The 26,116-nt window shown below is 34.3% G+C and carries 23 protein-coding genes; 17 read left to right on the forward strand and 6 right to left on the reverse strand.

Annotated features, from left to right (window positions below):
• Window positions 1-194: 194 nt before the first annotated feature.
• From SLW70_RS13420 to ychF, 3 genes are all read right to left on the reverse strand, one after another.
• Complete coding sequence (locus tag SLW70_RS13420) at window positions 195-1,160, reverse strand: transglutaminase domain-containing protein (protein WP_320889068.1); 966 nt, start codon at window positions 1,158-1,160, stop codon at window positions 195-197.
• A gap of 22 nt (window positions 1,161-1,182) precedes the next feature.
• Window positions 1,183-1,704: an NAD(P)H-dependent oxidoreductase gene (locus SLW70_RS13425; RefSeq protein ID WP_320889070.1), complete on the reverse strand. Its 522-nt coding sequence runs from the start codon at window positions 1,702-1,704 to the stop codon at window positions 1,183-1,185.
• 373 nt (window positions 1,705-2,077) lie between these two features.
• A complete protein-coding gene (gene ychF, locus SLW70_RS13430; RefSeq protein ID WP_320889072.1) occupies window positions 2,078-3,172 on the reverse strand; it encodes a redox-regulated ATPase YchF in 1,095 nt (364 codons plus the stop codon).
• Window positions 3,173-3,448: 276 nt separating this feature from the next.
• On the opposite strand from ychF, the gene SLW70_RS13435 reads away from it, so the two are divergent.
• On the forward strand, window positions 3,449-6,127 hold the full coding sequence (locus SLW70_RS13435) for a TonB-dependent receptor (RefSeq protein ID WP_320889073.1): 2,679 nt from the start codon (window positions 3,449-3,451) through the stop codon (window positions 6,125-6,127).
• Window positions 6,128-6,200: 73 nt separating this feature from the next.
• Here SLW70_RS13435 and SLW70_RS13440 read toward each other — a convergent pair whose 3' ends face one another.
• On the reverse strand, window positions 6,201-6,551 hold the full coding sequence (locus SLW70_RS13440) for a 4Fe-4S dicluster domain-containing protein (protein ID WP_320889075.1): 351 nt from the start codon (window positions 6,549-6,551) through the stop codon (window positions 6,201-6,203).
• A gap of 136 nt (window positions 6,552-6,687) precedes the next feature.
• On the opposite strand from SLW70_RS13440, the gene SLW70_RS13445 reads away from it, so the two are divergent.
• The 4 genes from SLW70_RS13445 (at window position 6,688) to SLW70_RS13460 (ending at window position 10,769) form a co-directional block, all read left to right on the forward strand.
• Window positions 6,688-7,758, forward strand: a complete 1,071-nt coding sequence (locus SLW70_RS13445; RefSeq protein WP_320889077.1) for an acyl-CoA reductase — start codon at window positions 6,688-6,690, stop codon at window positions 7,756-7,758.
• Window positions 7,759-7,839: 81 nt separating this feature from the next.
• Entirely contained in the window at window positions 7,840-8,910 is a 1,071-nt protein-coding gene (gene serC / locus SLW70_RS13450) for a 3-phosphoserine/phosphohydroxythreonine transaminase (protein ID WP_320889079.1), read from the forward strand.
• A gap of 252 nt (window positions 8,911-9,162) precedes the next feature.
• Window positions 9,163-10,113, forward strand: coding sequence for a D-2-hydroxyacid dehydrogenase (locus SLW70_RS13455; RefSeq protein WP_320889081.1), 951 nt, complete (start codon window positions 9,163-9,165; stop codon window positions 10,111-10,113).
• Between the two features lie 101 nt (window positions 10,114-10,214).
• Entirely contained in the window at window positions 10,215-10,769 is a 555-nt protein-coding gene (locus tag SLW70_RS13460; RefSeq protein ID WP_320889082.1) for a DUF937 domain-containing protein, read from the forward strand.
• 190 nt (window positions 10,770-10,959) lie between these two features.
• On the opposite strand, the gene SLW70_RS13465 is transcribed toward SLW70_RS13460, so the two are convergent.
• Together SLW70_RS13465 and SLW70_RS13470 are read right to left on the reverse strand one after the other, a co-directional pair.
• Complete coding sequence (locus SLW70_RS13465; protein ID WP_320889083.1) at window positions 10,960-11,562, reverse strand: thioredoxin family protein; 603 nt, start codon at window positions 11,560-11,562, stop codon at window positions 10,960-10,962.
• Window positions 11,563-11,575: 13 nt separating this feature from the next.
• Window positions 11,576-12,052, reverse strand: a complete 477-nt coding sequence (locus tag SLW70_RS13470; RefSeq protein ID WP_320889085.1) for a TlpA family protein disulfide reductase — start codon at window positions 12,050-12,052, stop codon at window positions 11,576-11,578.
• Between the two features lie 721 nt (window positions 12,053-12,773).
• Here SLW70_RS13470 and SLW70_RS13475 point away from each other — a divergent pair.
• The 12 genes from SLW70_RS13475 to SLW70_RS13530 all read left to right on the forward strand — a co-directional run bounded on the left by SLW70_RS13475 (window position 12,774) and on the right by SLW70_RS13530 (window position 26,080).
• The gene (locus SLW70_RS13475) at window positions 12,774-13,337 is read left to right on the forward strand and encodes a sugar O-acetyltransferase (RefSeq protein WP_320889087.1); all 564 of its coding nucleotides are present in this window, start codon (window positions 12,774-12,776) and stop codon (window positions 13,335-13,337) included.
• Window positions 13,338-13,431: 94 nt separating this feature from the next.
• Entirely contained in the window at window positions 13,432-13,896 is a 465-nt protein-coding gene (locus SLW70_RS13480) for a 2-dehydro-3-deoxyphosphooctonate aldolase (RefSeq protein WP_320889089.1), read from the forward strand.
• Between the two features lie 549 nt (window positions 13,897-14,445).
• Window positions 14,446-15,726, forward strand: coding sequence for a chloride channel protein (locus SLW70_RS13485; protein WP_320889091.1), 1,281 nt, complete (start codon window positions 14,446-14,448; stop codon window positions 15,724-15,726).
• Between the two features lies 1 nt (window position 15,727).
• The gene (locus tag SLW70_RS13490; protein ID WP_320891800.1) at window positions 15,728-16,330 is read left to right on the forward strand and encodes an HPP family protein; all 603 of its coding nucleotides are present in this window, start codon (window positions 15,728-15,730) and stop codon (window positions 16,328-16,330) included.
• A gap of 356 nt (window positions 16,331-16,686) precedes the next feature.
• A complete protein-coding gene (locus SLW70_RS13495) occupies window positions 16,687-17,436 on the forward strand; it encodes a hypothetical protein (protein WP_320889093.1) in 750 nt (249 codons plus the stop codon).
• A 677-nt stretch (window positions 17,437-18,113) separates the two neighbouring features.
• A complete protein-coding gene (locus SLW70_RS13500; RefSeq protein WP_320889095.1) occupies window positions 18,114-18,653 on the forward strand; it encodes an IS1096 element passenger TnpR family protein in 540 nt (179 codons plus the stop codon).
• A 52-nt stretch (window positions 18,654-18,705) separates the two neighbouring features.
• Window positions 18,706-19,107 carry a four helix bundle protein gene (locus tag SLW70_RS13505; RefSeq protein ID WP_320889097.1) on the forward strand — a complete coding sequence of 134 codons (402 nt, stop codon included), beginning with the start codon at window positions 18,706-18,708 and terminating at the stop codon, window positions 19,105-19,107.
• A gap of 45 nt (window positions 19,108-19,152) precedes the next feature.
• Complete coding sequence (locus SLW70_RS13510) at window positions 19,153-20,211, forward strand: nucleoid-associated protein (protein ID WP_320889099.1); 1,059 nt, start codon at window positions 19,153-19,155, stop codon at window positions 20,209-20,211.
• A 381-nt stretch (window positions 20,212-20,592) separates the two neighbouring features.
• Entirely contained in the window at window positions 20,593-22,962 is a 2,370-nt protein-coding gene (locus tag SLW70_RS13515; RefSeq protein ID WP_320889101.1) for a GAF domain-containing protein, read from the forward strand.
• 116 nt (window positions 22,963-23,078) lie between these two features.
• Window positions 23,079-24,491, forward strand: a complete 1,413-nt coding sequence (rlmD, locus tag SLW70_RS13520; protein ID WP_320889103.1) for a 23S rRNA (uracil(1939)-C(5))-methyltransferase RlmD — start codon at window positions 23,079-23,081, stop codon at window positions 24,489-24,491.
• 253 nt (window positions 24,492-24,744) lie between these two features.
• Window positions 24,745-25,269: a DUF6452 family protein gene (locus SLW70_RS13525; RefSeq protein WP_320889105.1), complete on the forward strand. Its 525-nt coding sequence runs from the start codon at window positions 24,745-24,747 to the stop codon at window positions 25,267-25,269.
• Window positions 25,241-26,080: a DUF6048 family protein gene (locus SLW70_RS13530; RefSeq protein WP_320889106.1), complete on the forward strand. Its 840-nt coding sequence runs from the start codon at window positions 25,241-25,243 to the stop codon at window positions 26,078-26,080. The genes SLW70_RS13525 and SLW70_RS13530 overlap by 29 nt, the downstream gene beginning before the upstream one ends.
• Window positions 26,081-26,116 lie beyond the last annotated feature (36 nt).

Consider the following 26,116-nt stretch of genomic DNA (forward strand, 5'->3'; position numbering starts at 1 on the left):
CAAGAATGATATTGACAAGGGAGGAAGTGGGGAGATCGAAGATGGAAGTAGGAAGTAGGAAGATGGGAGATGGGAGATGGGAGATGGAAAAGGATAAAAGAAAGAGAATTGTGTTTTTATTCAGTCTATTACTGTTTCATCTTAATTCTTAATTCTTAATTCTTAATTCTTAATTCTTAATTCTTGAAAAAAAATTACACAATTTTATACATCGCAATGACTTTACCATTTATAAATAAGTATAAAATAGTATTCTCATTTCCTTGAATAGGGATACTAAAATTGGATTGATTCTCCAGTTTTAAATACCGCTTTTTGTTGTCTGAACTTGCCAGATATTGAATCACATCATTTTCACTTAAACCACTAATACTAAAATGAAGTTCATTAGATTTTTTGGACATGCAAATCCCTGATTCAGGTTTCACTATATTATAAGTGTTTTCAAAAAAAGCACCAAAAAACACAGGCAATTTGGCAAAATCAGATTTGTTTTTAGCTACAAATAACCACTTTTCATCCAAAGGATAATGGTTTAAAAAGAATTTTTCAGGACTAGTAAAAAAATATCCCTCATTAAAATAAAACTTAAACAGATTTGTTTTAGCTGAAACAAATCCTGAGGCCAAAGTGGCATCCACAAATTGCCATTTGTTATCAATTTTAACCACATTCCAAGCATGATTTAACTCTTCTGGTAACTTACCAATTTGAGAAACATCAGTACGTAAATTTCCTAAAATAATTTTAGTTTCTAATCCCAACTTTAAATACAAATATTCTATCAATACAGCATAGCCATGACATACGGCTTTCTTTGTAATCATAGTATTTTGAATCAAATCCTGCTTAAATTTTTTCTCCTTAATCTCTTTTTCTTTTTCCGTCTTATACGAAAATGCTTTAATAGAAGAGTGGTTCATAGATTCAGATAAAACGACATCATAGGCTACACTAGTACAAACCCATCTAAAAATTGCCCTAGCTTTTTCATCTGGAAGAGTAAAATCCTTGAGAACCAAAGCAACAAGCTGATCTGCTGTCGTAATCGTCTTAGGATAGTTATCTACAATTAAATCAACTTTATCATATTTTTGAGAATATCCATTGGTTAAAAAAAACAAACTAACAACCAATAAGCAGTACAATTTTTTCCTCATTATTTAATCAATACTAAAATTCTTAAATCCCTTCAATTATACTTCTCAGCTCCTTATCCAATTCTGGATTAGAAATTATTCCTTTTTCTACATCAAAATTATCGTTGAAGTTCGGCAATGAAAACGTCCCTTTGATTTCAGTTCCAAAACGTGGGAAAGCATTTTTAGCAATTTCCAAAACCGTTGCTCCCCCTCTACCCCCTGGCGAAGTGGCCATCAAAAGCATTGGTTTATGTTGAAAAATTTCTTTTTGGATTCGGGTGCACCAGTCGAAAATGTTTTTGAAAGCTGCGGAGTAATTTCCATTATTTTCAGCCATTGAAACTACTAAAAAATCGGCTGTTGCTATTTTAGCTAGAAATGCTTTGGCATTGTCATGCTGTCCTATTTCGGCTTCGATATCCACACTAAAAACAGGCATCGGGAAATCGTTTAAATCCAGTACTTCCACTTCGGCCTTATTAAAAAGTGAAGCTGCATATGTGGCAAGTTGTTTATTGATAGATTTTTTACTTGGACTAGCTCCAAAGGCGATTATCTTCATGTTTTTTTTATAAAAATAGTGAAAAAGGATTTAACCACAATGGCACGAAGGAAGCACTAAGTTCACAAAGCAAATAATAAATGGAACACAGATTAAACGGATGGAACAGATTTTTATCATTTTAAATATTTCAATGCTCCCAACATCCTACTTCCCGCCTATATCCTACCCCCGATTGAAACGAAAAGCATTTTGACAGGATTGCCTATTTTTTCTTGGCAAAAAAGAGCGACCGCAGGAAGCTCCTTTTTTGACTTAGAAAAAAAGGCAAGATGGCAAAATCTTGTAGTGGAAAGCGGGAAATGGGTACAAAAAAACCCGCAAAATGACTTTTGCAGGTTTCTAAATCTTAATACTTTGTACTTAATACAAATTACACATTAAAACGGAAATGCATCACATCACCATCTTTAACTATATATTCTTTTCCTTCGACTTTAAACTTACCAGCTTCTTTGGCTTTGGCCTCTGAACCGTATTTCACATAATCTTCATATGAGATTACCTCAGCACGGATAAATCCCTTTTCAAAATCAGTATGAATTACTCCAGCAGCTTGTGGTGCAGTTGCTCCAATATTAATTGTCCATGCACGAACTTCCTTAACACCTGCAGTGAAATACGTTTGTTGTTTTAATAATTTGTAAGCAGCACGAATCAACACAGAAGCTCCTGGCTCTGTCAATCCCATATCTTCAAGAAAAACTTGACGTTCTTCGTAGCTTTCTAATTCGGTAATATCAGCCTCAGCACCTACTGAAAGAATGATTACCTCAGCATCTTCGTCTTTTACTAATTCTTTTACTTGGTCAACATATTTATTACCATTAACAGCTGAATTTTCATCCACATTACATACGTACAAAACTGGTTTTGCTGTAATCAATTGAAAACTTTCCATCAAAACTTCCTCATCATTACTTTGCGGACTGATTGTTCTAGCAGACTTAGCTTGCAATAAAGCATCTTTAATTCGGTCTAAAAGCGCTTTTTCGGTTTGCGCTTCTTTATTTCCTGTTTTTGCAGCACGATTAACTTTCTCCAAACGTTTTTCAACAGTTTCAAGATCTTTTAACTGTAACTCAATATCAATGGTTTCTTTATCACGAATTGGATTTACATTTCCATCAACGTGCACGATGTTATCGTTATCAAAACAACGTAAAACGTGAATAATAGCATTACACTCCCTAATATTTCCAAGAAATTGATTTCCTAATCCTTCACCTTTGCTTGCTCCTTTTACCAATCCCGCGATATCTACAATATCCACAGTTGCCATTTGCACACGCTCTGGCTTTACTAATTCTTCTAATTTATTGATACGTGGGTCTGGCACGTTTACCACTCCAATATTAGGTTCGATAGTACAAAAAGGAAAGTTTGCACTTTGCGCTTTGGCATTTGACAAACAATTAAAAAGTGTTGATTTTCCAACATTAGGTAATCCTACAATTCCTGCTTTCATGTTTTTTATATTTATTCGGTACTGTTTATATTAGTACGTATTGAAAATTCTATTTTAAAAGTTTGCAAATATAAGATTTAATAAATGTTTTAGTAACTATTAACGAAAGATAAAATTAATTAACTTTTTTTTTTAAAACTTTTCTAGTTTGGAAATTTGCCCCCTGACCGCCTTAACAGTTCCTTATTAATTCACACAAAACCTTCATAATAATCAAGTTAAAGTGTTAAAAAAATGTTATATTGCAGCGTACAAATCACTTAACCCCTCTTTCATATGAAAAAAATCTACTTATTTATTTTGCTATTAAGCGTTAGTACCCTTTTGGCACAAAAAAACATCTCAGGAGTAGTCAAAGACCCATCTGGCAATAGCTTGCCAGGAGTAAATATCATTGAAAAAGGCACTAACACGGGTGTCGCAACCGATTTTGATGGTAAATTTACTATCAAAGTAAAAGAAGGGTCTACTTTAATATTTAGCTATATAGGGTATAAAACTGTCGAAAAATTAGTTTCTGGTAGTCCTTTAAATGTTATAATGACTTCTGAAGAAGGTGAAATATTAGACGACATTGTTATTGTAGGGTCTAGAAATTCAAAAAGAACCGTAGTCAACTCTGCTGTCCCTATAGACATTATAAACGTCAAAGACGTGACTACCCAAAGTGGAAAGTTAGAAATTAACGAATTACTGCAATACGTTGCCCCTTCATTTAATGCCAATAAACAATCGGGTTCAGACGGTTCAGACCACGTTGACCCTGCATCCTTAAGAGGATTAGGGCCAGATCAAACTTTAGTTTTAATCAACGGAAAAAGAAGACACCAATCTTCATTAATTAACTTATTTGGTACTCGAGGCCGAGGAAATACTGGAACAGATTTGAATGCTATTCCGGCCACTTCCATCAAACGAATTGAAATCCTTAGAGATGGTGCAGCTGCTCAATACGGCTCAGATGCTATAGCAGGAGTGGTTAACATTGTATTGAATGACAATGTAGACGAATTTACAGGTTCAGTTACTTATGGTGCATACAATACTAATGCGAAAGGCGATTTCCCAACAGGAACTGCCAATACGGACGGTTTTAGATTAGATAAGAATGGTAATGGAAACTCTTTTGGTAAAGACCAATCATTTGACGGAGGTTCTGTAAAGGTAGGAGCTAATTATGGAGTTGCCATTGGTGAAAAAGGTGGATTTGCCAATTTTACAGCTGAATATCTGAATAAAAACAAAACATTACGTCCTGGATTTGACTTTAGAAAAGGTTTTGGAGAAGCCTCTATTTTAGGATTTAACTTATTTGGAAATCTATCCATACCTGTCTCAGATAAAACTGAAATTTATGCCTTTGGTGGAAAAAATTACAGAGACACAGATGCCTATGCTTTTACTAGAAATGATGGCGAAAGAGTGGTTGAGTCAATTTACCCGGGTGGTTTTACCCCAAGAATTACATCCAACATCCTCGACAATTCATTCGCAGCTGGAATCAGAACAGAAACTTCTAGTGGATGGAAAATTGACTTTAGTAATACTTTTGGTAAAAACCTATTTCATTATTATGTAAAAGGTACTATTAATGCTTCATTAGAGCAAGCTTCCCCAACAGAATTTGATGCTGGTGGTCATAGTTTAAGCCAAAACACAACAAATTTTGACCTTTCTAAAAATTTTGATACCGTACTAGATGGTTTAAATATTGCTTTTGGTTCTGAATTTAGAACAGAACAATTTACAATTTTTGCTGGAGACGAAGGTTCGTATGCTACTTACGACACTAACGGAAGAGTCATTTCTGACCCATCCTCACAATCAGCACCAATAGACCCAATATCAGGAGAAGCAAGACCTGGTGGCTCTCAAGGCTTCCCTGGTTACAGTCCTCTAAACGAAGTAAACAAAAGCCGCTCTAATATCTCACTCTATACTGATGTTGAACTTGATATAACCAAAGCATTATTAGTAAGTGGAGCTGTTCGTTTTGAAAACTATAGCGATTTTGGTAGTACCCTAAACGGGAAATTAGCAACTAGAATCAAGGCTTCAAATAATTTTAACATAAGAGGTTCTGTGAGTACTGGTTTTAGAGCACCCTCATTAGCTCAAATCTATTATAACCTACGCTTTACCAATTTTAGCTCAGGAGGTGCGTCTGAAGTTTTACTTTCTCCAAACAACAGCCCAGTAACCAAAGGATTTGGAATTCAAAAACTAAACGAAGAAAAAGCAGTCAACGCTTCTTTAGGTTTCACTGCAAATTTTGGAGACTTTACTGCAACTGTTGATGGTTACTTAATAAATGTAAATGACCGAATTGTATTAACAGGTTATTTTGATGCAACAGCATTGAATATCGGTGTCGATTCAGCTCAGTTTTTCGTAAATGGTGTAGATACCAAAACTACAGGTTTAGACCTTGTATTTGCTTGGAAAAAAACTTTTGATGACCAAACAGTAAGCGCAACCTTGGTTGGAAATATCAATAACATGAAAATTAGCAATGTCAACAATGGCACATTAGATAAGGAAATTTTCTTTGGCGAAAGAGAAAAAGCTTTTCTTTTGGCTTCAGCACCAGATAATAAATTCGCTTTAAACCTAAACTATACAAAAAAATGGTTTAATGCTGGTTTGGCTTTCACTCGTTTTAGCGAAGTACGACTTATCGATTATCAAGCCGCAGAAGATGAAGCTGATTATGGTGGTAGTTTTGCCAACAAAATCAAAGCAGCAACTGACATTTACTCGCCAAAAGTAGTAACAGACATTACATTAGGCTTTAAACTTTGTAAATCTTCAAAATTAAGCTTTGGCGCTAATAACCTTTTCAATATTTACCCTGACCAACAAGATGACTGGGTTGAAGGTGGTGGTTATTGGGATGCTGTTCAAATGGGTTTTGGCGGAGCTTATTACTATGCTAGATTAGGTTTTAATTTCTAAAAAAATATAAGTCCATAAAAAAAGCCTGAGTTTTATAAACTCAGGCTTTTTTTTTACTTTGACTAACAAAACTTTATTCGTTATGTAAAAAAGCTTGTCTATTTAATAATGTTTCTTCGTCTTCCACATGATTATCATCAGGGATACAACAGTCAACAGGACATACAGCAGCACATTGAGGCTCATCATGAAACCCTTTACATTCTGTACATTTTCCAGGTACGATATAATACACTTCGTCAGAAATTGGAGTTTGAGCTTCTTCAGCATCAACCTCAGTTCCATCAGGAAGAATCACTGTTCCAGTTAATTTAGTACCGTCTTTATATCTCCAATCATCAGCTCCTTCGTAAATTGCTGTATTTGGACATTCTGGTTCACATGCACCACAATTGATACATTCGTCTGTTATGATAATTGCCATTCTATTATTTAGTTTAAGGTTTAAAGTACAAAAGTTTTAAGTTTCATAAACCAATGGAATATAACTTTTGTCTTTCGACTTTATTATACTTATTTTTGTGCAAAATTACAATCAAAACATTTCATAAACAAGCAATATGACCTTAGAAACAAAAAAAAATGTTTTTATAGCACTCGGAAAATTTCTGAGTCAATTTTCTGAGAGCGAAAACACCCGAAAAGAGGGCGTTTTAGCGAATGATCTGTTTTTTGACCCCTTTGTTGATTTAATCCATTTATCACAGTCACATAACGGTTGGTATACCCCAGAACAAGTTTATTTTTCGATAGCATCATGGGCCAATGCCTTAACAAAAGAAAACCTTAACACTTGGCTAAAACCCTATGATTTTAAGGATATTACTTCTAAAAAAGTAGCTTTAATTCTTGCAGGAAATATTCCACTAGTAGGTTTTCATGATTTCTTATCTGTTTTGATTACCGGGAACCAAGCCTTGATTAAAACTTCCTCCAATGATCAACATTTATTGCCTTTTTTAGCAAAGTATATAATTCATATCGAACCTGAATTGGCTGACAAAATCACATTTGTCGATGGTAAATTAGAGAATTTCGATGCAGTAATCGCCACTGGCAGCAATAATACAGCGCGTTATTTTGACTATTATTTTAAAGATAAACCATCAATAATCCGCAAAAGCCGAAATTCAGTAGCAGTATTAAACGGTCAAGAAAGCAAGGAAGATTTAATTGCCCTTGGCGAAGATATTTTTAGGTATTTTGGGCTAGGTTGTCGCAATGTTTCTAAACTATTTGTACCAAAAGGCTATTCTTTTGATGCTTTTTTTGAAGCAATATATGAGTACCAAGACGTGATTCAGTATGAAAAGTACGCCAATAATTACGATTACAACAAAGCCGTTTTCTTGATGAGTAACTTCAAATTACTCGACAATGGTTTTTTGACCATCAAAGAAGACAGCAGTCACGCCTCGCCAATTTCGAGTGTGTTTTACGAATATTACGAAGACCTTGAAACACTGCAACAAAAACTCGTTTCGGAAGCTGAAAATCTTCAATGTATCGTCAGTAACAATTTAATAAAAAAAAGCATCCCTTTTGGTCAAACCCAACGTCCAAATTTATGGGATTACGCAGATAATATCGATACTATATCGTTTTTGTTAATAACATCAGGAAAAATTTAATAATTATTATGAATAATTTAATGCTTATTCGAGTACTATTACCGAAATTTGCATTTTAATTTTTTGGACATAAACTACACCATGAAAAAACACAACTACAGCGCAGGACCTTGTATTTTACCACAAGAAGTTTTTGAAAAATCAGCACAAGCGATTTTAGATTTCAATAATTCAGGATTATCTATCTTAGAAATTTCACACCGTAGCAAAGACTTTGTTGCTGTAATGGATGAAGCAAGAGCATTAGCACTTGAATTACTAGGATTAGAAGGTAAAGGATACCAAGCTCTTTTTCTTGCTGGCGGAGCTAGTTTAGAATTTTTGATGGTTCCTTACAACTTGATGAAAGAAGGTGGAAAAGCAGCTTATTTAGATTCAGGAACTTGGGCTACTGCAGCTATTAAAGAAGCAAAATTCTTTGGCGAAACTGTTATCGTGGGTTCTTCTAAGGAAGACAACTACACTTACGTTCCTAAAGGATATGAAATTCCAGCTGATGCAGATTATTTTCACTGCACTAGTAACAACACCATTTTTGGTACTCAAATGAAATCATTTCCTAAAACGAATGTACCAATGGTATGTGACATGAGTTCGGATATTTTTTCTAGAGAATTAGATTTCACTCAATTTGATATTATCTATGCTGGTGCTCAAAAAAATATGGGACCTGCAGGAGCGACTCTTGTCGTTATCAAAGAAGAAATCATTGGTAAAAGCGGTCGTGCAATTCCAAGCATGTTAGATTATGCCAAACACATCAAAGCTGATAGTATGTTCAATACTCCTCCAGTTTTCCCTGTTTACGCGTCTTTATTGACATTGAGATGGATCAAGGAAAAAGGTGGTATCGCAGCTGTTGAAAAATTAAACAATGCTAAAGCAGAATTGCTTTATAATGAAATTGACAGAAATCCATTATTCAAAGGAGCTGCTGTCAAAGAAGACCGTTCTACAATGAACGTTACGTTCTTATTAAACAATCCAGAACACACAGAAACATTTGACAAAATGTGGAAAGAGGCTGGAATTTCAGGATTACCTGGACACCGCTCAGTGGGTGGTTACAGAGCATCTATCTACAATGCTATGCCAATTGAAAGCGTACAAGTATTAGTAGATACTATGCAAGCTTTAGAAAAAGCGGTTTAATTTTTCGATTGAGGATTTTGGATTTGAAAAAATTCAGGATTTGAAAATACCGAATTTCACATTTGGAATTTGGAATTTATAAATTGGAATTTTAAATCAACATCGCTAGCAGAGGCTCTAGCCCTGATAGAAGTGGAAATCCTTGTGGCGGCAGGCATCTACGCCGACACAAGATTGAAACGGATAGCAGGAAATAGCTTCTAAACCATTCAATTAATTTGGGGATAACACCTCGTAATGTAATAAAAAAACATGAAAGTATTAGCAAACGACGGGATTTCAAATAGCGGAATCTTGGCTTTAGAAAAAGGTGGTTTTGAAGTAATCACTACAAAAGTTGCTCAAGAACAAATAGCTAACTACATTAACGAAAATAACGTAAGCGTTATTTTAGTTCGTAGTGCAACTAAAGTTCGTAAGGACATTATTGATGCTTGTCCTGGCATTAAAATCATCGGTCGTGGTGGTGTAGGTATGGATAATATTGATGTGGACTATGCAAAAAGCAAAGGAATTCACGTAATCAATACTCCAGCTTCTTCATCAGAATCTGTGGCTGAATTGGTTTTTGGACACTTATTCTCAGGAGTACGTTTCCTACACGACTCAAACAGAAACATGCCTTTGGAAGGTGACTCAAACTTTAACGGTTTGAAAAAAGCATATGCTGACGGAATTGAATTAAGAGGAAAAACATTAGGTATCGTTGGTATTGGTCGTATCGGTCAAGCTACTGCAAAAATGGCTCTTGGTCTAGGAATGAAAGTTATCGCTGCTGATAGCTTCATCCCACAAGTGGACGTAAAAGTTGAATTCTTTGACGGACAATCAATCACTACTACTATTGTATCTCAATCTTTGGAATCATTATTCAAAGAAGCTGACTTTATTACATTGCACGTTCCTGCTCAAGATGGTTACATCATCGGTGAGAAAGAATTAGCAATCATGAAAGACGGTGTAGGTATTGTAAACTGTGCACGTGGTGGTGTAATTGACGAAATCGCTTTAATCGCTGCTTTGGATAGCGGAAAAGTATCATTTGCAGGTTTAGACGTTTTCGAAAGCGAACCAAAACCAGAAATGAAAATCTTAATGCACCCAAAAATCTCTTTGACTCCACATATTGGAGCTGCAACTGGAGAAGCACAAGATAGAATTGGTACTGAATTAGCATCACAAATCATTAATTTGATTGGATAATTAAGTTAATTTATAGTTATACTTAAATGGGTTTGTTGTTTAAAAAGCAACAAACCCATTTTTTTTTGCTAAATTTGAGAGACACACTAAAAAGAAAAACTATGTTTGAACAATTAACAGAACTAGCACAACAATTTGGAGTAGAATCAGTAATTAAAAACAATGCAGTCCCTAAAGAGAAAAACGAAGCCGTCATAGGCGAAGCGAGTCATTCCATCGTTAGGGGATTACAAAAAATAGCTTCTGAAGGTGGTGTCGACCAATTAGCAAACCTTTTTCAAGGAAATAACGCAGATGACAAATCCAATATAGTCGTTCAAAAATTATCATCTGAACTTACAGATAATTTAGCGCAGAAATTCGGATTGAGCGCTTCGGACGCATCTGGAATAGCAACAAAGTTGATACCACAAATAATAAGCGCTTTAGTTAGCAAAGCAAAAGACCCGAATGATTCGAGTTTTCAAATTTCGGACATTATAGGCGCCATTTCGGGTGGGAATAATGCTGGAATTATGGATGCCATCAATAAATATGGAGGACAATTTGGCCTAGACCAAAATGGAGATGGAAATATAGACCTAAACGACGCTATGGATGCCGTTTCTAAAAAAAGTGGCCTTGGCGGAATGCTTGGCGGTATGTTTGGAAAATAACTACTATTGACCGGAAATCCATGATTTGGCTGTCAAACTAAAAGTCTGCCTATAAGAAACTAATTCTACACATTCTAATTTAGATGCATAATCATATTCAACTTTTCTTTCCATAAAAAATGCCCCAAATAGTATCAAACTTTTGGGGCATTTTCATTTTTAGAGATTTTTTTATGAATTTGAAAACCTACTACCTTTTATACTTAATTGAACAACCAATCGCTTTTGTTGTTTCAGGTGAAGGTGTTTTTCCGCTTTCAATGGCTGCAATCGCATTTTCAAGATATTTCTCTTTTACATCAGCTGCACTATCCACATTATCATCAATAGCACCAATGTATTTTACTACTCGGTTTTTATCTAACAAAAAAGCATGTGGCGTTTTCGTTGCTCCATACTGCGGATATATTGTTTGTCCTTCATCAAATAAATAAGGAAAAACGAATCCTTTTTCCTTAGCTCTTACTTTCATCAAATCAAAACTATCTGCGGGTTGAACTTCAGGATCATTAGGATTGATTGCTAATAAAATATAACCTTTAGATTTATACTTTTTAGCTAAATCATTAATTCTATCTTCGTATTTCACTGCAAAAGGACAGTGATTACAAGTAAAAACCACAATAAAGCCTTTTGCGCCTTTATAATCAGACAGACTATACAACTTACCATCGACCGATTTTAATTTAAAATCAGTAGCCACATCACCTGTTTTATATCCCGTTGGCGGAATTGTATTGGCTGTTCCAATAATAACAGTAAAAAGCAAAAATAAGGAAGACAAAAATTTCATAATGTTAAATGTGTTAGTTGCTATTTGTATTTATATAATTATTCAATTCTTCATATGATGCAAAATCTCTTTCGGCAAAAATCCTTTTATTACCCTTAACAATCAAAGTAGCAGGAATAGAACCCGACCAATCTTTATCCACTTTTGGGAGCCAATGGTTATAATTCTTATCGGTTAGTAAAACAACTTGGGACTGAATAGCTTTCTTTTTTAAAAAAGGAATCAATCTTGATTCATATTGATCTTTAAAATCTAAACTCACCAATACTACTTTCACTGCCTTGTTTTCCAAATTTAGCTTTTCAAAATAAGGTAATTCTTTGACACAAGGCGCACACCATGTCGCCCAAAAATTAACTACATAAGTGGTGTTTTTATCATTTAAAATCGCTTCTTCCAAGACCGAATAAGAATCATAAACAACTGGTTTTTGAGCCAAAATAGCATTTGAAAAAAACAGAGAAAACAACATAATCAAGAACCACCTCATAGTATAGAATTTAAAAACTATTCAAAACGAATTTACAATCTTTATCCTGTTTTATCGAAATGATTAACAAAAAATTATTACTTAACAACAATTAACAAGCCCCAAAAAGCACCAAATCCAAAACTTCAAAAACATGCTTTTTTTCACTTCCAAACGAAACAAAAAAAACAACAAAACAACTTTATTTTATCAACAATTTAAAAAATGACTTTCACACCCTAATCCTCATACTAACAACACCTAAAAAAAGCCTCAGAAAAGCACTAAAAAAAATATCTTTTCATCAAGATTATTTCTTTTATTTGTAAAGTATAAAACAGGAAATCATCTTTACAAAATTCCTTTAAAAAGTATTTATTTGAATTATAGTATTAGTTGTTTTAAACTAATTAAAAAGTATAGACGGAGGTTGTAATTCATTCAAGCGATACAACTCTAATTTTTCCGCTCCAACCAAAAAAACTTTAAAAAACACCCAAAAAACACATTATAGATAAATTCTATAACAACCTGTTATAGTATTTACTACCAATACATTAAAATAACTAACTTAACTCATAACTTTTACATTTTCCCAATACACACAAATTAATAAAAAAAACTACTTTAACAACACAATTCCAACATAGCAGATTATAAAAATCATTTTTTTTTACCCAAAAACCAGCTTGTAACCCTACCCTATTTAGCGTATATTTACGAACACTATTTTTTGAAAACCATGCAAACTGAAAAAGAAAAAATGATGAATGGAGAACTCTATTTATCAGGCGGAGAAGACCTCAAGAAAGACCGTCGAAAAGCCAAAAACCTACTACACAGATTGAATATAACAGAGTACAGAATCACCAAAAATGCCCGACTTATTTTAGCCGAATTACTTCCAAATTCGGGCAAAAATTTATACATCGAACCACCTTTTTTTTGCGACTATGGATATAATATTTTTTGTGGCGAAAATGTGTTTTTCAATGTCAATTGCGTAGTGCTTGATGGCAACAAAGTAACCATCGGCTCCAACACCTTAATTGGTCCAGGCGTGCAAATTTATACTGCCACTCACCCACTTGATGCTGTCACCAGACGCACTCATGAAATGGCTTTTCCGGTCACTATTGGAACCGATTGTTGGATTGGTGGAAATGCGATTATTTGTCCTGGCGTTACTATAGGAAACGGATGTGTGATTGGTGCAGGTTCAGTAGTCACAAAAGACATTCCTGACAACTCGTTGGCAGTAGGCAATCCAGCAAAGGTTATTAAAAAGCTCAATCAAGATTTATAAGAAAATTACTTTTATTAAAATTCATAACTCTTTTTTAGATATATTTGAAATAAGCAAAAACTTTCGCCTTCTCAAATTATAAAATGATACAACTATGAAGAAAATAATGGCATCAATTGCCGTAATCACTATTTCATGTTCTTCAAAAAAAACAATCACAACCGAAGACAAAGGTACTGGTGACACACGAACTAAAACTGTTGAATTAATCGACCACAGTACATATTTACTTACCGAACAGAGCGATGACAAAACATACGGATACAATCAGTCTAATCCAATCAAAGTTGGAGGAGTAAAAACCCAAGAAGGACCATTGAATGAAAGAAGATTCCTGAACGCTTTGTTTGGTCCTAGCGATAAAAAAATGACTTATTTCAGAGCAGGAAGCTGTTGCCCGTTTAAAACCCCTAATGGATTTATAAACAACAGTGGAATGTTAGACAGATACCGACTTACAGAAATTGGCACTAAAGACACCATCGACATTTATATCAATATGTATGATACTGGGGATTTAAAAATTCCTTTTGGCTTAAAAGCGAAAGAAAAGGAATAGCTAACGCATTTTAGTTGGCCACAGATTAAAAGGATTAGCACAGATTAATCCTTTTAATTCTATCTAACTCTTTTTTTAAACACATAGGGACATAGATTTAGTGACGTTTAAAAAGCGCTTTGCTTAACATAGTTACACAGAGGATTTAGTACAATCTTGATTAATTCAGTTTATAAATGATAATTTCATTCTCCTATTTTAGGAGAGTGAATTTCTAATCCGAAAGCTATGTTTCACTATCCCTAAGCAAAGCGACTTATTCACAAAGAAAAGCCTATGACTCTATGTGTTTTAAAATTCTATATGCTTAAAAGTTAGCTGTTTTTTGTCAAAGTCCAATCACTTTCTTGAAATCAGTGGCTAAAATTTTAGAAGTCACAGTGAGATACTCTAAAAATTACTCTCAACTACTTTCAAAACTCTCATTCTTCAGCAACATCCCCAACAACCTCCTTATGGATTTCTGCTAGAAACATTAAAAAAAGTTAAATTTATAACATTTTCATTTTTGATTATTTACTTTTGTAGCCCAAAAAAAATAATACACTGATGACCAAAAGGACTAAAATCAAGAAAAATCATCAATTCATTGTTCTTAAAAAATTAATAATCGTTTCGGTTTTAATTGGTTTCTTATCTTCATTTTTGGGAATTATTCTAAAAAGAATGACTGAGTATTATGAAGAAATATTCTTCGAAAGAGCCAACACTAACTTTATTTACTATCTCATTTTCCCTATTATAGGATTGTCTTTAATTTACTTTTTACGTCAGCATCTATTCAAAAAGAAAGAAAACAAAGGCATCAAAGAAGTTTTTGAAAGCACCGAATCAAAATCCAAGAATTTACCCAACTATAAAATTCCGTCTCATTTTATCAACGGATTGATTACTGTAATCTTTGGAGGCTCAACTGGAATTGAGATATCCACTGTCGTGGCTTCGGCAACCATTGGTTCTGTAGCGCAGCAAAAAAAGAATGTTTTTCGGAAATTCAAAACCGAATTGATTTGTGCAGGTGTTGCAGCAGGAGTTACCGCTTTGTTTGGCAGTCCTATCGCAGGAATGTTATTTGCGTACGAAGTCATTTCTAAAAAAACCTCTCGTTATTATTTATTGACTAATAGTATAGCCGTAGGCGTTGCTTACACTTTGCTAACCCTAATCAACGAACCGCCTTTATTCAATATCGTCATCACAACTTGGCACCTCAAAGCCATTCCCTATTTTATCGTTTTAGGAATTATTGCAGGACTGAATGCAGCATATTTAACCAAATGCGTTTTATTTATCAAAGGACAGTTCTTGAGAATCAACCGCTATTCCTCTAAAATCATTTTGGGTTCTATTTTATTAAGCTCAGCCTTGCTGTTGTTTCCGCAATTGTATGGCGAAGGCTATCATGCCATCAAAAACATCCTCAACGGTTCCGGACCTGTATTATTTACCTTTTCGGCTGCGATGAGTTTTGTACTTATCTTGATTTTAAAACCCGTTGTAACTTCGATAACACTCGCTTCAGGTGGCGACGGAGGCGTATTTGCCCCTAGCCTTTTCATTGGTGCATTTTTAGGATTATTGACCGCAACCACCATTAACCATTTTTTTGACGCAAATGTTATTGTTTTAAATTTTATGGTACTTGGCATGGCAGCCGTTTTGAGCGCTAGTATTGACGCACCTTTGACCGCCCTGTTCTTAGTAATGGGATTGACCAATAATTACATTTTGTTCTTCCCAATCCTGATGGCGTGCTTCGTATCCAAATACACTGCACAAATGATTGTTCCTTATACCGTCTATAGTTTTACTCCAAATACGATTAAATAAAATGCCAGTAACTCAAATCAAACGAAGCCTTCGCAAAACGAAATACATTATCTACAAAGAGACTTTAATTGACTTTAGAGAACAACTATGGTCTTTTATTGGGTCATTTATTGGGATTGGTTGTATCGCATACTTTCATTCTACCCATTTCCCAGGGTCGGATGGGGTTTATCTGATTGGTTCCTTCGGAGCCTCCAGTGTTTTAATTTATGGCATCATCCAAAGTCCGTTTTCACAACCTCGTAACCTAATAGGCGGACATGTCATTTCTGCCATTATCGGGGTCACGATTCAGACCTGGCTTCCTGAACCCATTTGGTTATCCGCACCCTTGGGAGTTTCCCTTTCCATCATCGCTATGCAAGTAACCAAAACCTTGCACCCTCCCGGAGGAGCAACAGCATTAATTGCTATCATAGGTACCGAAAAGATAAAAACCCTAGGCTATTGGTATGTTTTTTCTCCAGTACTAGTAGGCGCCCTCATTTTACTAACCGTCGCCTTGATTGTCAACAATATCACCGAAAAAAGAAGCTACCCTAGCAACAACCGTTTCCACCGTAATTACCATATCTACAGAAAGCGTTTGCTAAAAAAGTCTTAGGAGCAGTCCGTATTATTTCCATAACAACTACCCTCCCGCTTTCGCCTTTATCTCCTTCCGCTCCGCTACAGGAGGATATCGGCTCTATCGGGGCTAAATTGGTGTGTTTTACTTTTGTAAGAACTTTTGGTGGTTAAAAATAAGAAAAAGTTTAATTTCATCAATAATCTTTTTTCATATATTAGTTTCACCATCCAATTGTGACAGTCTACTAATTATAATTACATAGTCGCTATTTTAAAATAAACACAGACAAATAATTAGTCATAAAACAGAAATACTCTAATTATAACTTATCAATGCAAAAAAGAAAAGATTACCTACGCCCAGTTGATTTAAAACTTAAACGCGCAAATATGCAGATTGATGAAATGTTTTTATTTTTAGAAGAATCTGTAAAAGATAATAGAATAAAATTTTCTTGCAATGAATTTGAAAATAAATTAGGTTATTTTTTATATGTAGGGGATTATTCTGAAGATAATTTCTTAGAAGAATTGAGCGTAAGACTCGGCGAATACATTCACAATCTTAGAAGTATTCTTGACAACTTAGTTTATGCACTTGCTCGAATGCATAACGACCCTCCAATAGCTCCTAGGAAATTATGCTTTCCTATCTATGAAAAAAGAGAAAATTTCGATCGTTCAACAATTGATATTCTACGGCAAATCCCATTGCAAGCCCGAGAAACAATTCTTTCCCTACAACCATTCATGTTCAATGAAGTACCTGGGTTCAAAAGTGAGTCCTACATATTGTCCATAATTACATACCTTAACAACGCTGACAAACACAGAAGTCCCTCATCACTAGTAGCTATTTTTGATGAGCTAAATATTGTTGGTAAAATTTATTTCGACGAAAATGATTATATTACAATAAATGAAAACAGAAAATTTGAAATTCAATTAGCCGTGACTCCAAATTTAAAATTCTTTGAATTTCATACAGAAAATCATATTCATGAAATTGACCTACAATTTAAACTAACTTACAATATTGCTATCGAAGTTTTCGAAGAAATTCTACATATTGATTACCTAAAAAATTTATTGACATCTACAGAAATACTCGTAAATCGTTTTAGAAAACATTTTGAATAAATTTAATATTTTTTTTGTCTTCTGGAAAGTATAGGCACGAATCCTTTCGTGTGGTACGTTCTACTTTAAACTGAAACAAATTCTAAAACCCAATCTTTGTAGAGCTACATACGGAGATCCTTCCTTCGTCAGGAAGACAAGATTGTGGTTACTAGAGGTTATAAAAATCAAAAATTGAATTAACAAGTTCTCGTTTCTCTCCTTCTTTGATACTTTCTACATTAATAATAAAACATCCGCTTGGCAATCATTAAACGCTATTATTAAAATGACCTTGAAAAGGTCAAATGTTTATAGAAAAAATAATCATGCAGCTATTCGACCCCAGCGGGGTCGTATCAACACCACCATATCCATTTCTATACATATTAAAATCCTCTGGATTTCTGGAATGGTTGTATTAGAATTGCTTTTATTTTGTTTTGGAAAACTATTCGTGGTTTCTAGCCCTGATGGGAGCGGCATCCTTGTGGCGGCTGGCATTTATGCCGCCACAAGATATAGCGGACAGCAGGGACCCAACTTACTTGAAAAACCTTAGACTTTCTGCTCCTAAAGAAAAATAAAACGGTACAGATAGATTATCAAGTATTTAAAATCTTATCAACAAATCAATTTAGGGAAACTAAAATCAAAAATTAAATTTTACCTTTGGCCTTTCATTAAAAACAACGATTATGGTTTACAAATTCAGAGCTATTCTAGATGCAGAAGAAGATATCTTTAGAGATATTGCGATATTGGAAGACGACACTTTAGAGGATTTACACAATGCTATTTTTAATGCCTTTGGATTTGATGGTATGGAGGTAGCTTCCTTTTATACTTGTGATGAAACTTGGAATCAGGAAGATGAAATTCCGCTTTTTGATACGGGAGATGTTCCTGGTGAAATCAAAACGATGGGGGATTATAAATTATCAGAGATTTTAGACGAGGAAAATACCAAAATCATTTATGTGTATGATTTCATCAATATGTGGACGTTCCTTGTTGAACTTGCTGCTATTGAGGAAACGACTGCTGGAGCGATTTATCCAGAAACACTTTTCTCTCATGGAGAAATCCCTGAAGAAGCCATCGAAAAGAATTTTGAAGCAGATAATGCAGACGATTTTTACGATGATTTTGAAGACGGCCTAGACGATGACGACCTTGACATGTTTGAGGGCGATAGTAATTTTGAAGACTTTGGATTTGAGGAGAATTGGAATTAGGAATACTTAGTTCAATATGGTTTAAAGTTTAATTGTTTAAAATTGTTTAAGGATGGCAACGATAAAAAGATTTGAAGATTTAGATATTTGGCAAGAAGCTAGAAGACTTTCTAAAGAAATCATTTTAATAGCCAAAACCACTGACTTAAATAGAGACTTTAAATTAAAAGAACAAATTAAAGCTTCATCAGGTTCTGTCATGGACAATATTGCAGAAGGATTTGAAAGAAATGGAAATCTTGAATTTCGCCAATTTTTATCTGTCGCTAAAGGTTCAGCAGGAGAATCTCGTTCCCAATTATACCGAGTTTTTGACAATGAATATATCAGCGAAGAACAATTAAAAACATTAATTTCTCAGTACGAACAACTGAGTATCAAAATTCATAATTTTATTACTTATCTAAATAAAAAAGACTTTAAAGGAACGAAATTTATAGATCCCCAATCTTAAACAATTTTAAACTTTAAATCTTTTAAACAACATCAAACATATTTAATGATCAACTTATTTAACACGCACATCGAGACGCTTTCTATACACCGTGTAGGGAACAAAAGTCGTAATGAAGCTATTTTTTTATCTCAGCAACCTTTTAGCCTTTCGGATGAAGTGGTGCCTCTTATCAAGGAGTTTTTTTTAAAGCCCTTTAGAGAAAAAGAGGAGAACTACTATCAGTTTGCTCATGAAGTAGATTTGGATTATAACGATATGTATAAGTTTGCCTGTGAGATTTTTGATGATCCTACGACTTTGCACGAAGGTTCAAAAAAGATTACCAAACATTTGTTTGAGCAATCCAATCACCCACACATCAAGAATGGTGAAGTGTATGTAACCTATTTGACTAATCTTACTATTGACAACACTCCTGTGGATGCGATTGGGATTTTCAAGAGCGAGTTACAATCAGACTTTTTGCAGTTTGAAGAAAAAGAAACGCATCTTGACATGATTCTACAACAAGGAATCAACTTGAACAAACTAGATAAAGGCTGTATCATTTTCAATCACAAAAAAGAAGAAGGTTTCAAGATCCTTACTGTAGACAGCAACCGCTATGATGCGCGTTATTGGCTAGAGCATTTCTTGTCAGTAGATGCTTTTGAGGACGAAAACTTCATCACAAAGAAATACTTGAAATTTTGTCAAGGTTTTGCTAAAGATGTTGTGTTTCCAGCTGAAGACAAAAAAGAAGAAGTGATGTTCATGAACCGTTCAGTAAATTATTTTGCAAAGAACGATCAGTTTGAAGAAACTAACTTCTTGAACGAAGTATTGGATAATCCTGATTTAATTCCGGAATTCAAGAACTATAAAGTAGACAAAGGAGAGAAATACAGCATTGAAGATGTAACCTCATTCCCTATTGCCAATGCAGCGGTGAGTGATGCTCGTAAATCGATTAAAAACGTCATCAACCTAGATACAAATATCCAAATCAAAATGGATTTTATCAATCCTGAAAGTGCCGAAAAATTTGTAGAAAAAGGATGGGACGAAGAAAAACAAATGTACTACTACTTGGTTTACTTTAATAAAGAGCAAAAGAGCTAAAAATAAACTCCTATTACTTACAAAAGCCCCTCAACTACAAAACTGTAGCTAAGGGGCTTTTTAGGTGTTAAAAAGTAATATATATCTTATTTTTAAACAAAAAACATGTAGTTTAACGACTTTATATTAAATTTAAAGGATGTGTTTGTATATTAGCAGTCCCCAAATCTACCATAGAATTTAACGCTTAACGATGGAATTAGACAAAATACAGTCTAATATATTTTTTTAAATTTCCACAGTTTAAACAACAAATACCATCCTAAAACAATGAAGATCTCCAATCGCAACTGTGATTGGAGATTTTTTATTACTTTTATAGTTAAACTATTTTTATTTCACTGTTGATGCATTTCCATGCATTTTACCAAAGACACATCAATGAATCATCCGTTATTTACTGAAAGTCCGTTTAAGACTCAAATTTCATTTCATAAACTCATTGAGTCTTTAGAACAAATCGCATTAACCGATGTGGATTACCGTTCTAATTATGCCAAAGCATTACTCAAAGAAATTGAATTTGTACCTGAATTCAGAACAGGAATTGAAGATTATAGTGTTATCACAAAACACGAAAAGCTTCTAAAAAACCTGCTAGCTGATTTATTTCCCACGGCTTTGACCAAAAATGAAATTAAGGCTATTACAGTTCCTTTTCAAAATTTAACGTTCAATTTTACTGAACGTTTTACCAAAATCCTTGAACATGCTGGGACAACTTTTGACATGAACATTAGAGATTTTGATGAAAATCAATTGTACATCCTAAGCTGTATTCTTATTTTAAATACTCATTACGGACAAAAATTTGATTATAACAAACCTTTATTTTATGACATCCCAGATGAAAATGGGATTTTGAAACACTACCGAATTTTATACAATGCCGATTTTATTGAAATATCCCCAACTTCTGACTCCCCTATTTTAACTCCAGAAGACATTGACTTATTAAAGGATAATTATGAAGATATAGCATTGTGGAAATCTAAATTCCCACAGAATAGCTGGAATTTAAAAGGATTTGGAATCGTTTCATTATTTGATGCTTCGGTCGAAAGTGCTATTTCCAATTTAAAAACCAATCTTTTAAAATCGGACAACAATGAAAATAAAAATTCAGAAGGTATTCAAACCATCTTCCGAACGATTTTTAAAATTCCCGATTTGAGAGTTGGATTCATAATGTATAACGAGGAGGAAAACAAGTTTACCAAACCACCTTATAACAATAACAAAGAAGCTACGAGCTATATTCTATGTGAAAAAGAAGAAGAAAGCTGTCAAAATGCAATTTTTGGTTGCTCTTTGCAAACACTATTAGAGGACAAAAAACCTTTTATTATTTCGGATATCGATTCGTTTTCAAAAAAGACAACCAATACTTCATTTGCCAATCATTTGCTAAAGCAAAACATCAAAAGTTGCATTCTAGCACCTGTTATCAAAGAAAAAAAGCTTTTAGGTATTATAGAATTGGTTTCCTCACAACCCAAAGTACTTAACAGCATCAATGTAAACAACCTTGACTTATTATTACCTTATGTTGTAGATACTTTAGACCGTTACAACATTGACTTACAAAATCAAATAGAAGCCATTATCCAACGAGAATATACGGCTATCCATTCGAGTGTGTATTGGAAGTTCCGTAATGAAGCGCAAAAATACTATCAAACACAATCACCAAGTAAAGACTATATTTTTAAAGAAATCACCTTTAAAGAAGTCTATCCTTTGTATGGTCAAATTGACATTAAGAGCTCTTCTGAGCATAGAAATGAAACCGTAAAAGAAGATTTGAAAAATCAAATTTCACATCTTTTAGAACTATTAAATTATTTAACAACCAACAATAAGCTGGAATTATTAGAGCAACGAATTTTTGAATTAGAGTCGTATGCGAAAGAATTAAAACTAGAATTAAAAGCAGATACAGAACAACAAATCCAACATTATATTCAGCGAAAAATTCATCCTATTTTATCAAACGCTAAAAACGATGAAAAACAGCAACTTTTGATGGATTCTTACTTTGCTGAACTTGACCCTAAAACAGACTTATTTTATCATTCAAGAAGAAAATTTGATGAAGCCATGTCGATCATCAATAAAAAAATGGCTTCGGTTTTAGATAAGGAACAACAAGAAGCACAAAAGCTTTTCCCCCATTATTTTGAACGTTTTAAAACGGATGGTGTAGAGCACAACCTTTACATTGGGCAAAGCATTACACCTAATCAAAAATTTGACATGATATACCTTAATAATTTAAGGTTGTGGCAATTACTCACATTATGCAAAATGGAATTAGAGCATCATCGCCTTAAGTCCATACTGCCTTATAAACTTGACGTTACTTCCTTGATATTGGTATTTAGCTCACCGCTTTCCATTCGTTTCCGAATGGACGAAAAGCGTTTTGACGTTGATGGCACCTACAATGCCCGTTATGAAGTAGTCAAAAAACGAATCGACAAAGCACACATCAAAGGAACTCAAGAGCGCATCACTCAAACTGAAAAAATCACCATTGTCTATTCGCATCAAAATGAAGAATCAGAATACTTAAAATACATTGAGTATTTACAGTTCAAAAAAATCATTGAGCCAACAGTTGAAAAATTTGACATTGAAGAACTACAAGGCGTTTCTGGATTGAAAGCTATGCGAATCAAAGTCATCAATACCGAATCAGAAAACAAAAACAATTATACGTATCAAGAATTGTTAGACGAATTAAATTAAAAATTCTAAAGCTAAACAAACCATAACCCTATAAACAAAACCACAATTTTTACTCTTTTTTGAAAATAGTTGGCAAATTGAATTTATAAAAGTTTTCAAACGCTTATTTTTGCGGCATGGGAAGAAAAAATACAGACAAAGTTGTCTTTCATCAGATAAAAGTCCTTGATGCAGGTGCTAAAGGCGTTTCGGTAGCGAAAGCTCCCGATGGTAAAGTTGTCTTCATACCTAATGTGGTTCCTGGAGATGTAGTTGACGTACAAACGTTTAAAAAACGTAAGGCGTATTACGAAGGAAAAGCGGTGAAATTTCACGAATTTTCAGAGCACCGTGTAGAACCTATCTGCCAGCACTTTGGTGTTTGTGGTGGTTGTAAATGGCAGAATATGAATTACGACCAACAGTTGTTTTACAAACAAAATGAGGTTAAAAATCATTTGCAACGCATAGGAAAAATTGAACTTCCAGAATTTGAGCCGATTTTAGGTTCGGAGAAAAAGTTTTTCTACAGAAATAAAATGGAATTTTCGTTTTCTAACAGCCGTTGGTTAACGGAAGAAGAAATAGGGAGCACCGAAGATTTAGGGAACAGAAATGCCCTTGGTTTTCATATTCCTAAAATGTGGGATAAAATCCTTGACATCACTAAATGTCACTTGCAGGAAGACCCATCGAATGCGATTAGAAACGAAGTTCGTGATTTTGCTAACGCAAATGGACTAACCTTCTTTAACCCACGTGCTCACGAAGGTTTGTTGCGTACCTTAATGTTACGTACTGCTTCGACTGGTGAAATCATGTTATTGATTCAGTTTTTTGAAGATGACCAAGCCAACAGAGAATTGCTTTTAGACCACTTATACGAGAAGTTTCCACAAATTACTTCATTATTATATGTCGTGAATAATAAAGCAAATGACACTTTGTACGATACAAATGTGATTTTATACAAAGGTCGTGACTATATCTTGGAAGAAATGGAAGGCTTGAAATTTAGCATCAACGCTAAATCATTTTATCAAACCAACTCAGACCAAGCTTACGAATTATACAAAATCACAAGAGACTTTGCTGGATTAACAGGAAACGAAATTGTGTATGATTTATATACAGGAACAGGTACGATTGCTCAGTTTGTTTCTAAAAAAGCGAAAAAAGTTATTGGTGTTGAAAGTGTTCCAGATGCTATCAAAGATGCTAAAGCCAATGCCGAACGTAATAATATTGACAATTGTGAGTTTTATGTAGGAGATATGAAAGTGGTTTTCAACGACGCTTTTATCGCTCAACACGGACAACCAGACGTTATTATTACAGATCCACCAAGAGACGGAATGCATAAAGATGTGGTAGAACAAATTATGAAAATTGCTCCTCAAAAAGTAGTTTATGTAAGTTGTAACTCGGCTACACAAGCACGTGATTTGGCCTTGATGGACGAAAAATACAAAGTAAGCCGTGTGCGCCCTGTGGATATGTTCCCGCAAACGCATCATGTTGAAAATGTAGTTTTATTAGAAAGACGCTAATCTATTATTAACTAGATTCTGCGAGCTAAAGTTTTAATTTAGCTCGCAGATTTCAAGAAAGTAAGTGTGTCTTCAAATAATTGCTAACTATTGTTTATATAAAAATGCAAATTATTATCTGCGTAAATCTGCAAAATCTGCGTGCTCATTGTTTCACGCAGATTTGGCAGATTTGGCAGATTTTTTTTAGAAGCTAATGCAAAACACACTATAGTGTATCCTTTTTAATTATTTTTGTGACCAATAAACAACTATGAAAAAAATATTTCTTATTACTGTTCTGGTTTTCTCATTGGCTTTTTCGGGCTGTGAGAAAGATGATATTTGTGATGAAAACACTAGCACGACTCCCCGACTAATTATCAGTTTTTATGATTTTAACGACCCTTCAACTTTAAAGTCGGTAACTGATTTAAAAATCATAGCCGAAGGAATGGAAGAAGGAATAACCTATAGCGGGAGTACTTTAATAAATGGTAGCACCGTTGCTATTCCTCTTAAAATAGATGCTGATGTGGTCAAATTTAAGTTTATCCTAAATTACGACAATGCAACTACGGCCTTGATAAACGAAGACGAAATACAGTTTGACTACAGCCGAAGTACTATTTTTGTCTCTAGAGCTTGTGGTTTCAAGACAAACTATGAACTCAATCAAGCCAATCCTTTTACCCATACTGATGCTACTGTTGCTGATGGAAAATGGATAGAAAGTATATCCGTAAAAAACCGAACTATAACTAACGAAAATGAAACCCACCTTGAAATCTATTTTTAATATTTGTCTCGTTTTCGCGTTTTTTTGCGCTCATGCTCAGGAAACAACTGAAAAAAAACCGCTTCCTTCCACTAAGAAAGAAACCGCCGTTATACCTGATAACTCTTTTGCTAATGCAGAAGCCTTACCCAATCAAGTACAAAAGGACAATGTAGCACCACCAAAAACCGACAGATACGGTTTGCGTGTGGGAGTTGATTTATTTAAACTGACTCGTGGCTTTTATGACAACAATTATAAGGGAATCGAATTAGTAGGTGATTATCGTTTGACCAAAAAATATTTCTTGGCAGCCGAATTAGGAACCGAAAACAAAACCACAGAAGATGCTCGTCTTGATTTTGTAACCAAAGGCTCTTACCTAAAAGCTGGTTTTGATTATAATGGATACGAAAACTGGCTGGATATGGAAAATATCATCTCGATAGGCTTGCGTTATGGTTTTAGTACTTTCAGTCAAGAGCTTGAAAATTATAGAATTTACAATACTTCTCAATATTTTGGAGAATCAGCGACTATCAGTTCAGGGGAGAAATTCGACGGACTTACAGCGAGCTGGATTGAAGTGGTCGCTGGGGTAAAAGCAAAAGTTTTCAATAATGTCTTTTTGGGATTCAGCTTGAGATTAAACACTTTGGTAACCAACAAGAAACCAGACAACTTTGATAATCTTTACATTCCTGGATTCAACAGAACTTATAATGGTAGTTTTGGAGTAGGATTTAATTATACAGTCACTTATTTTGTACCTATCTACAAGAAAAAAGTGGTTCCTGCTAGTATTAAAAACACAACCAACAGCAAAAAATAATCACTGCTTATAGCAACTAAAAAATCCACTACTCTT

Origin of the sequence: Flavobacterium sp. NG2 (assembly GCF_034119845.1) — a bacterium.
Lineage (GTDB): Bacteria > Bacteroidota > Bacteroidia > Flavobacteriales > Flavobacteriaceae > Flavobacterium.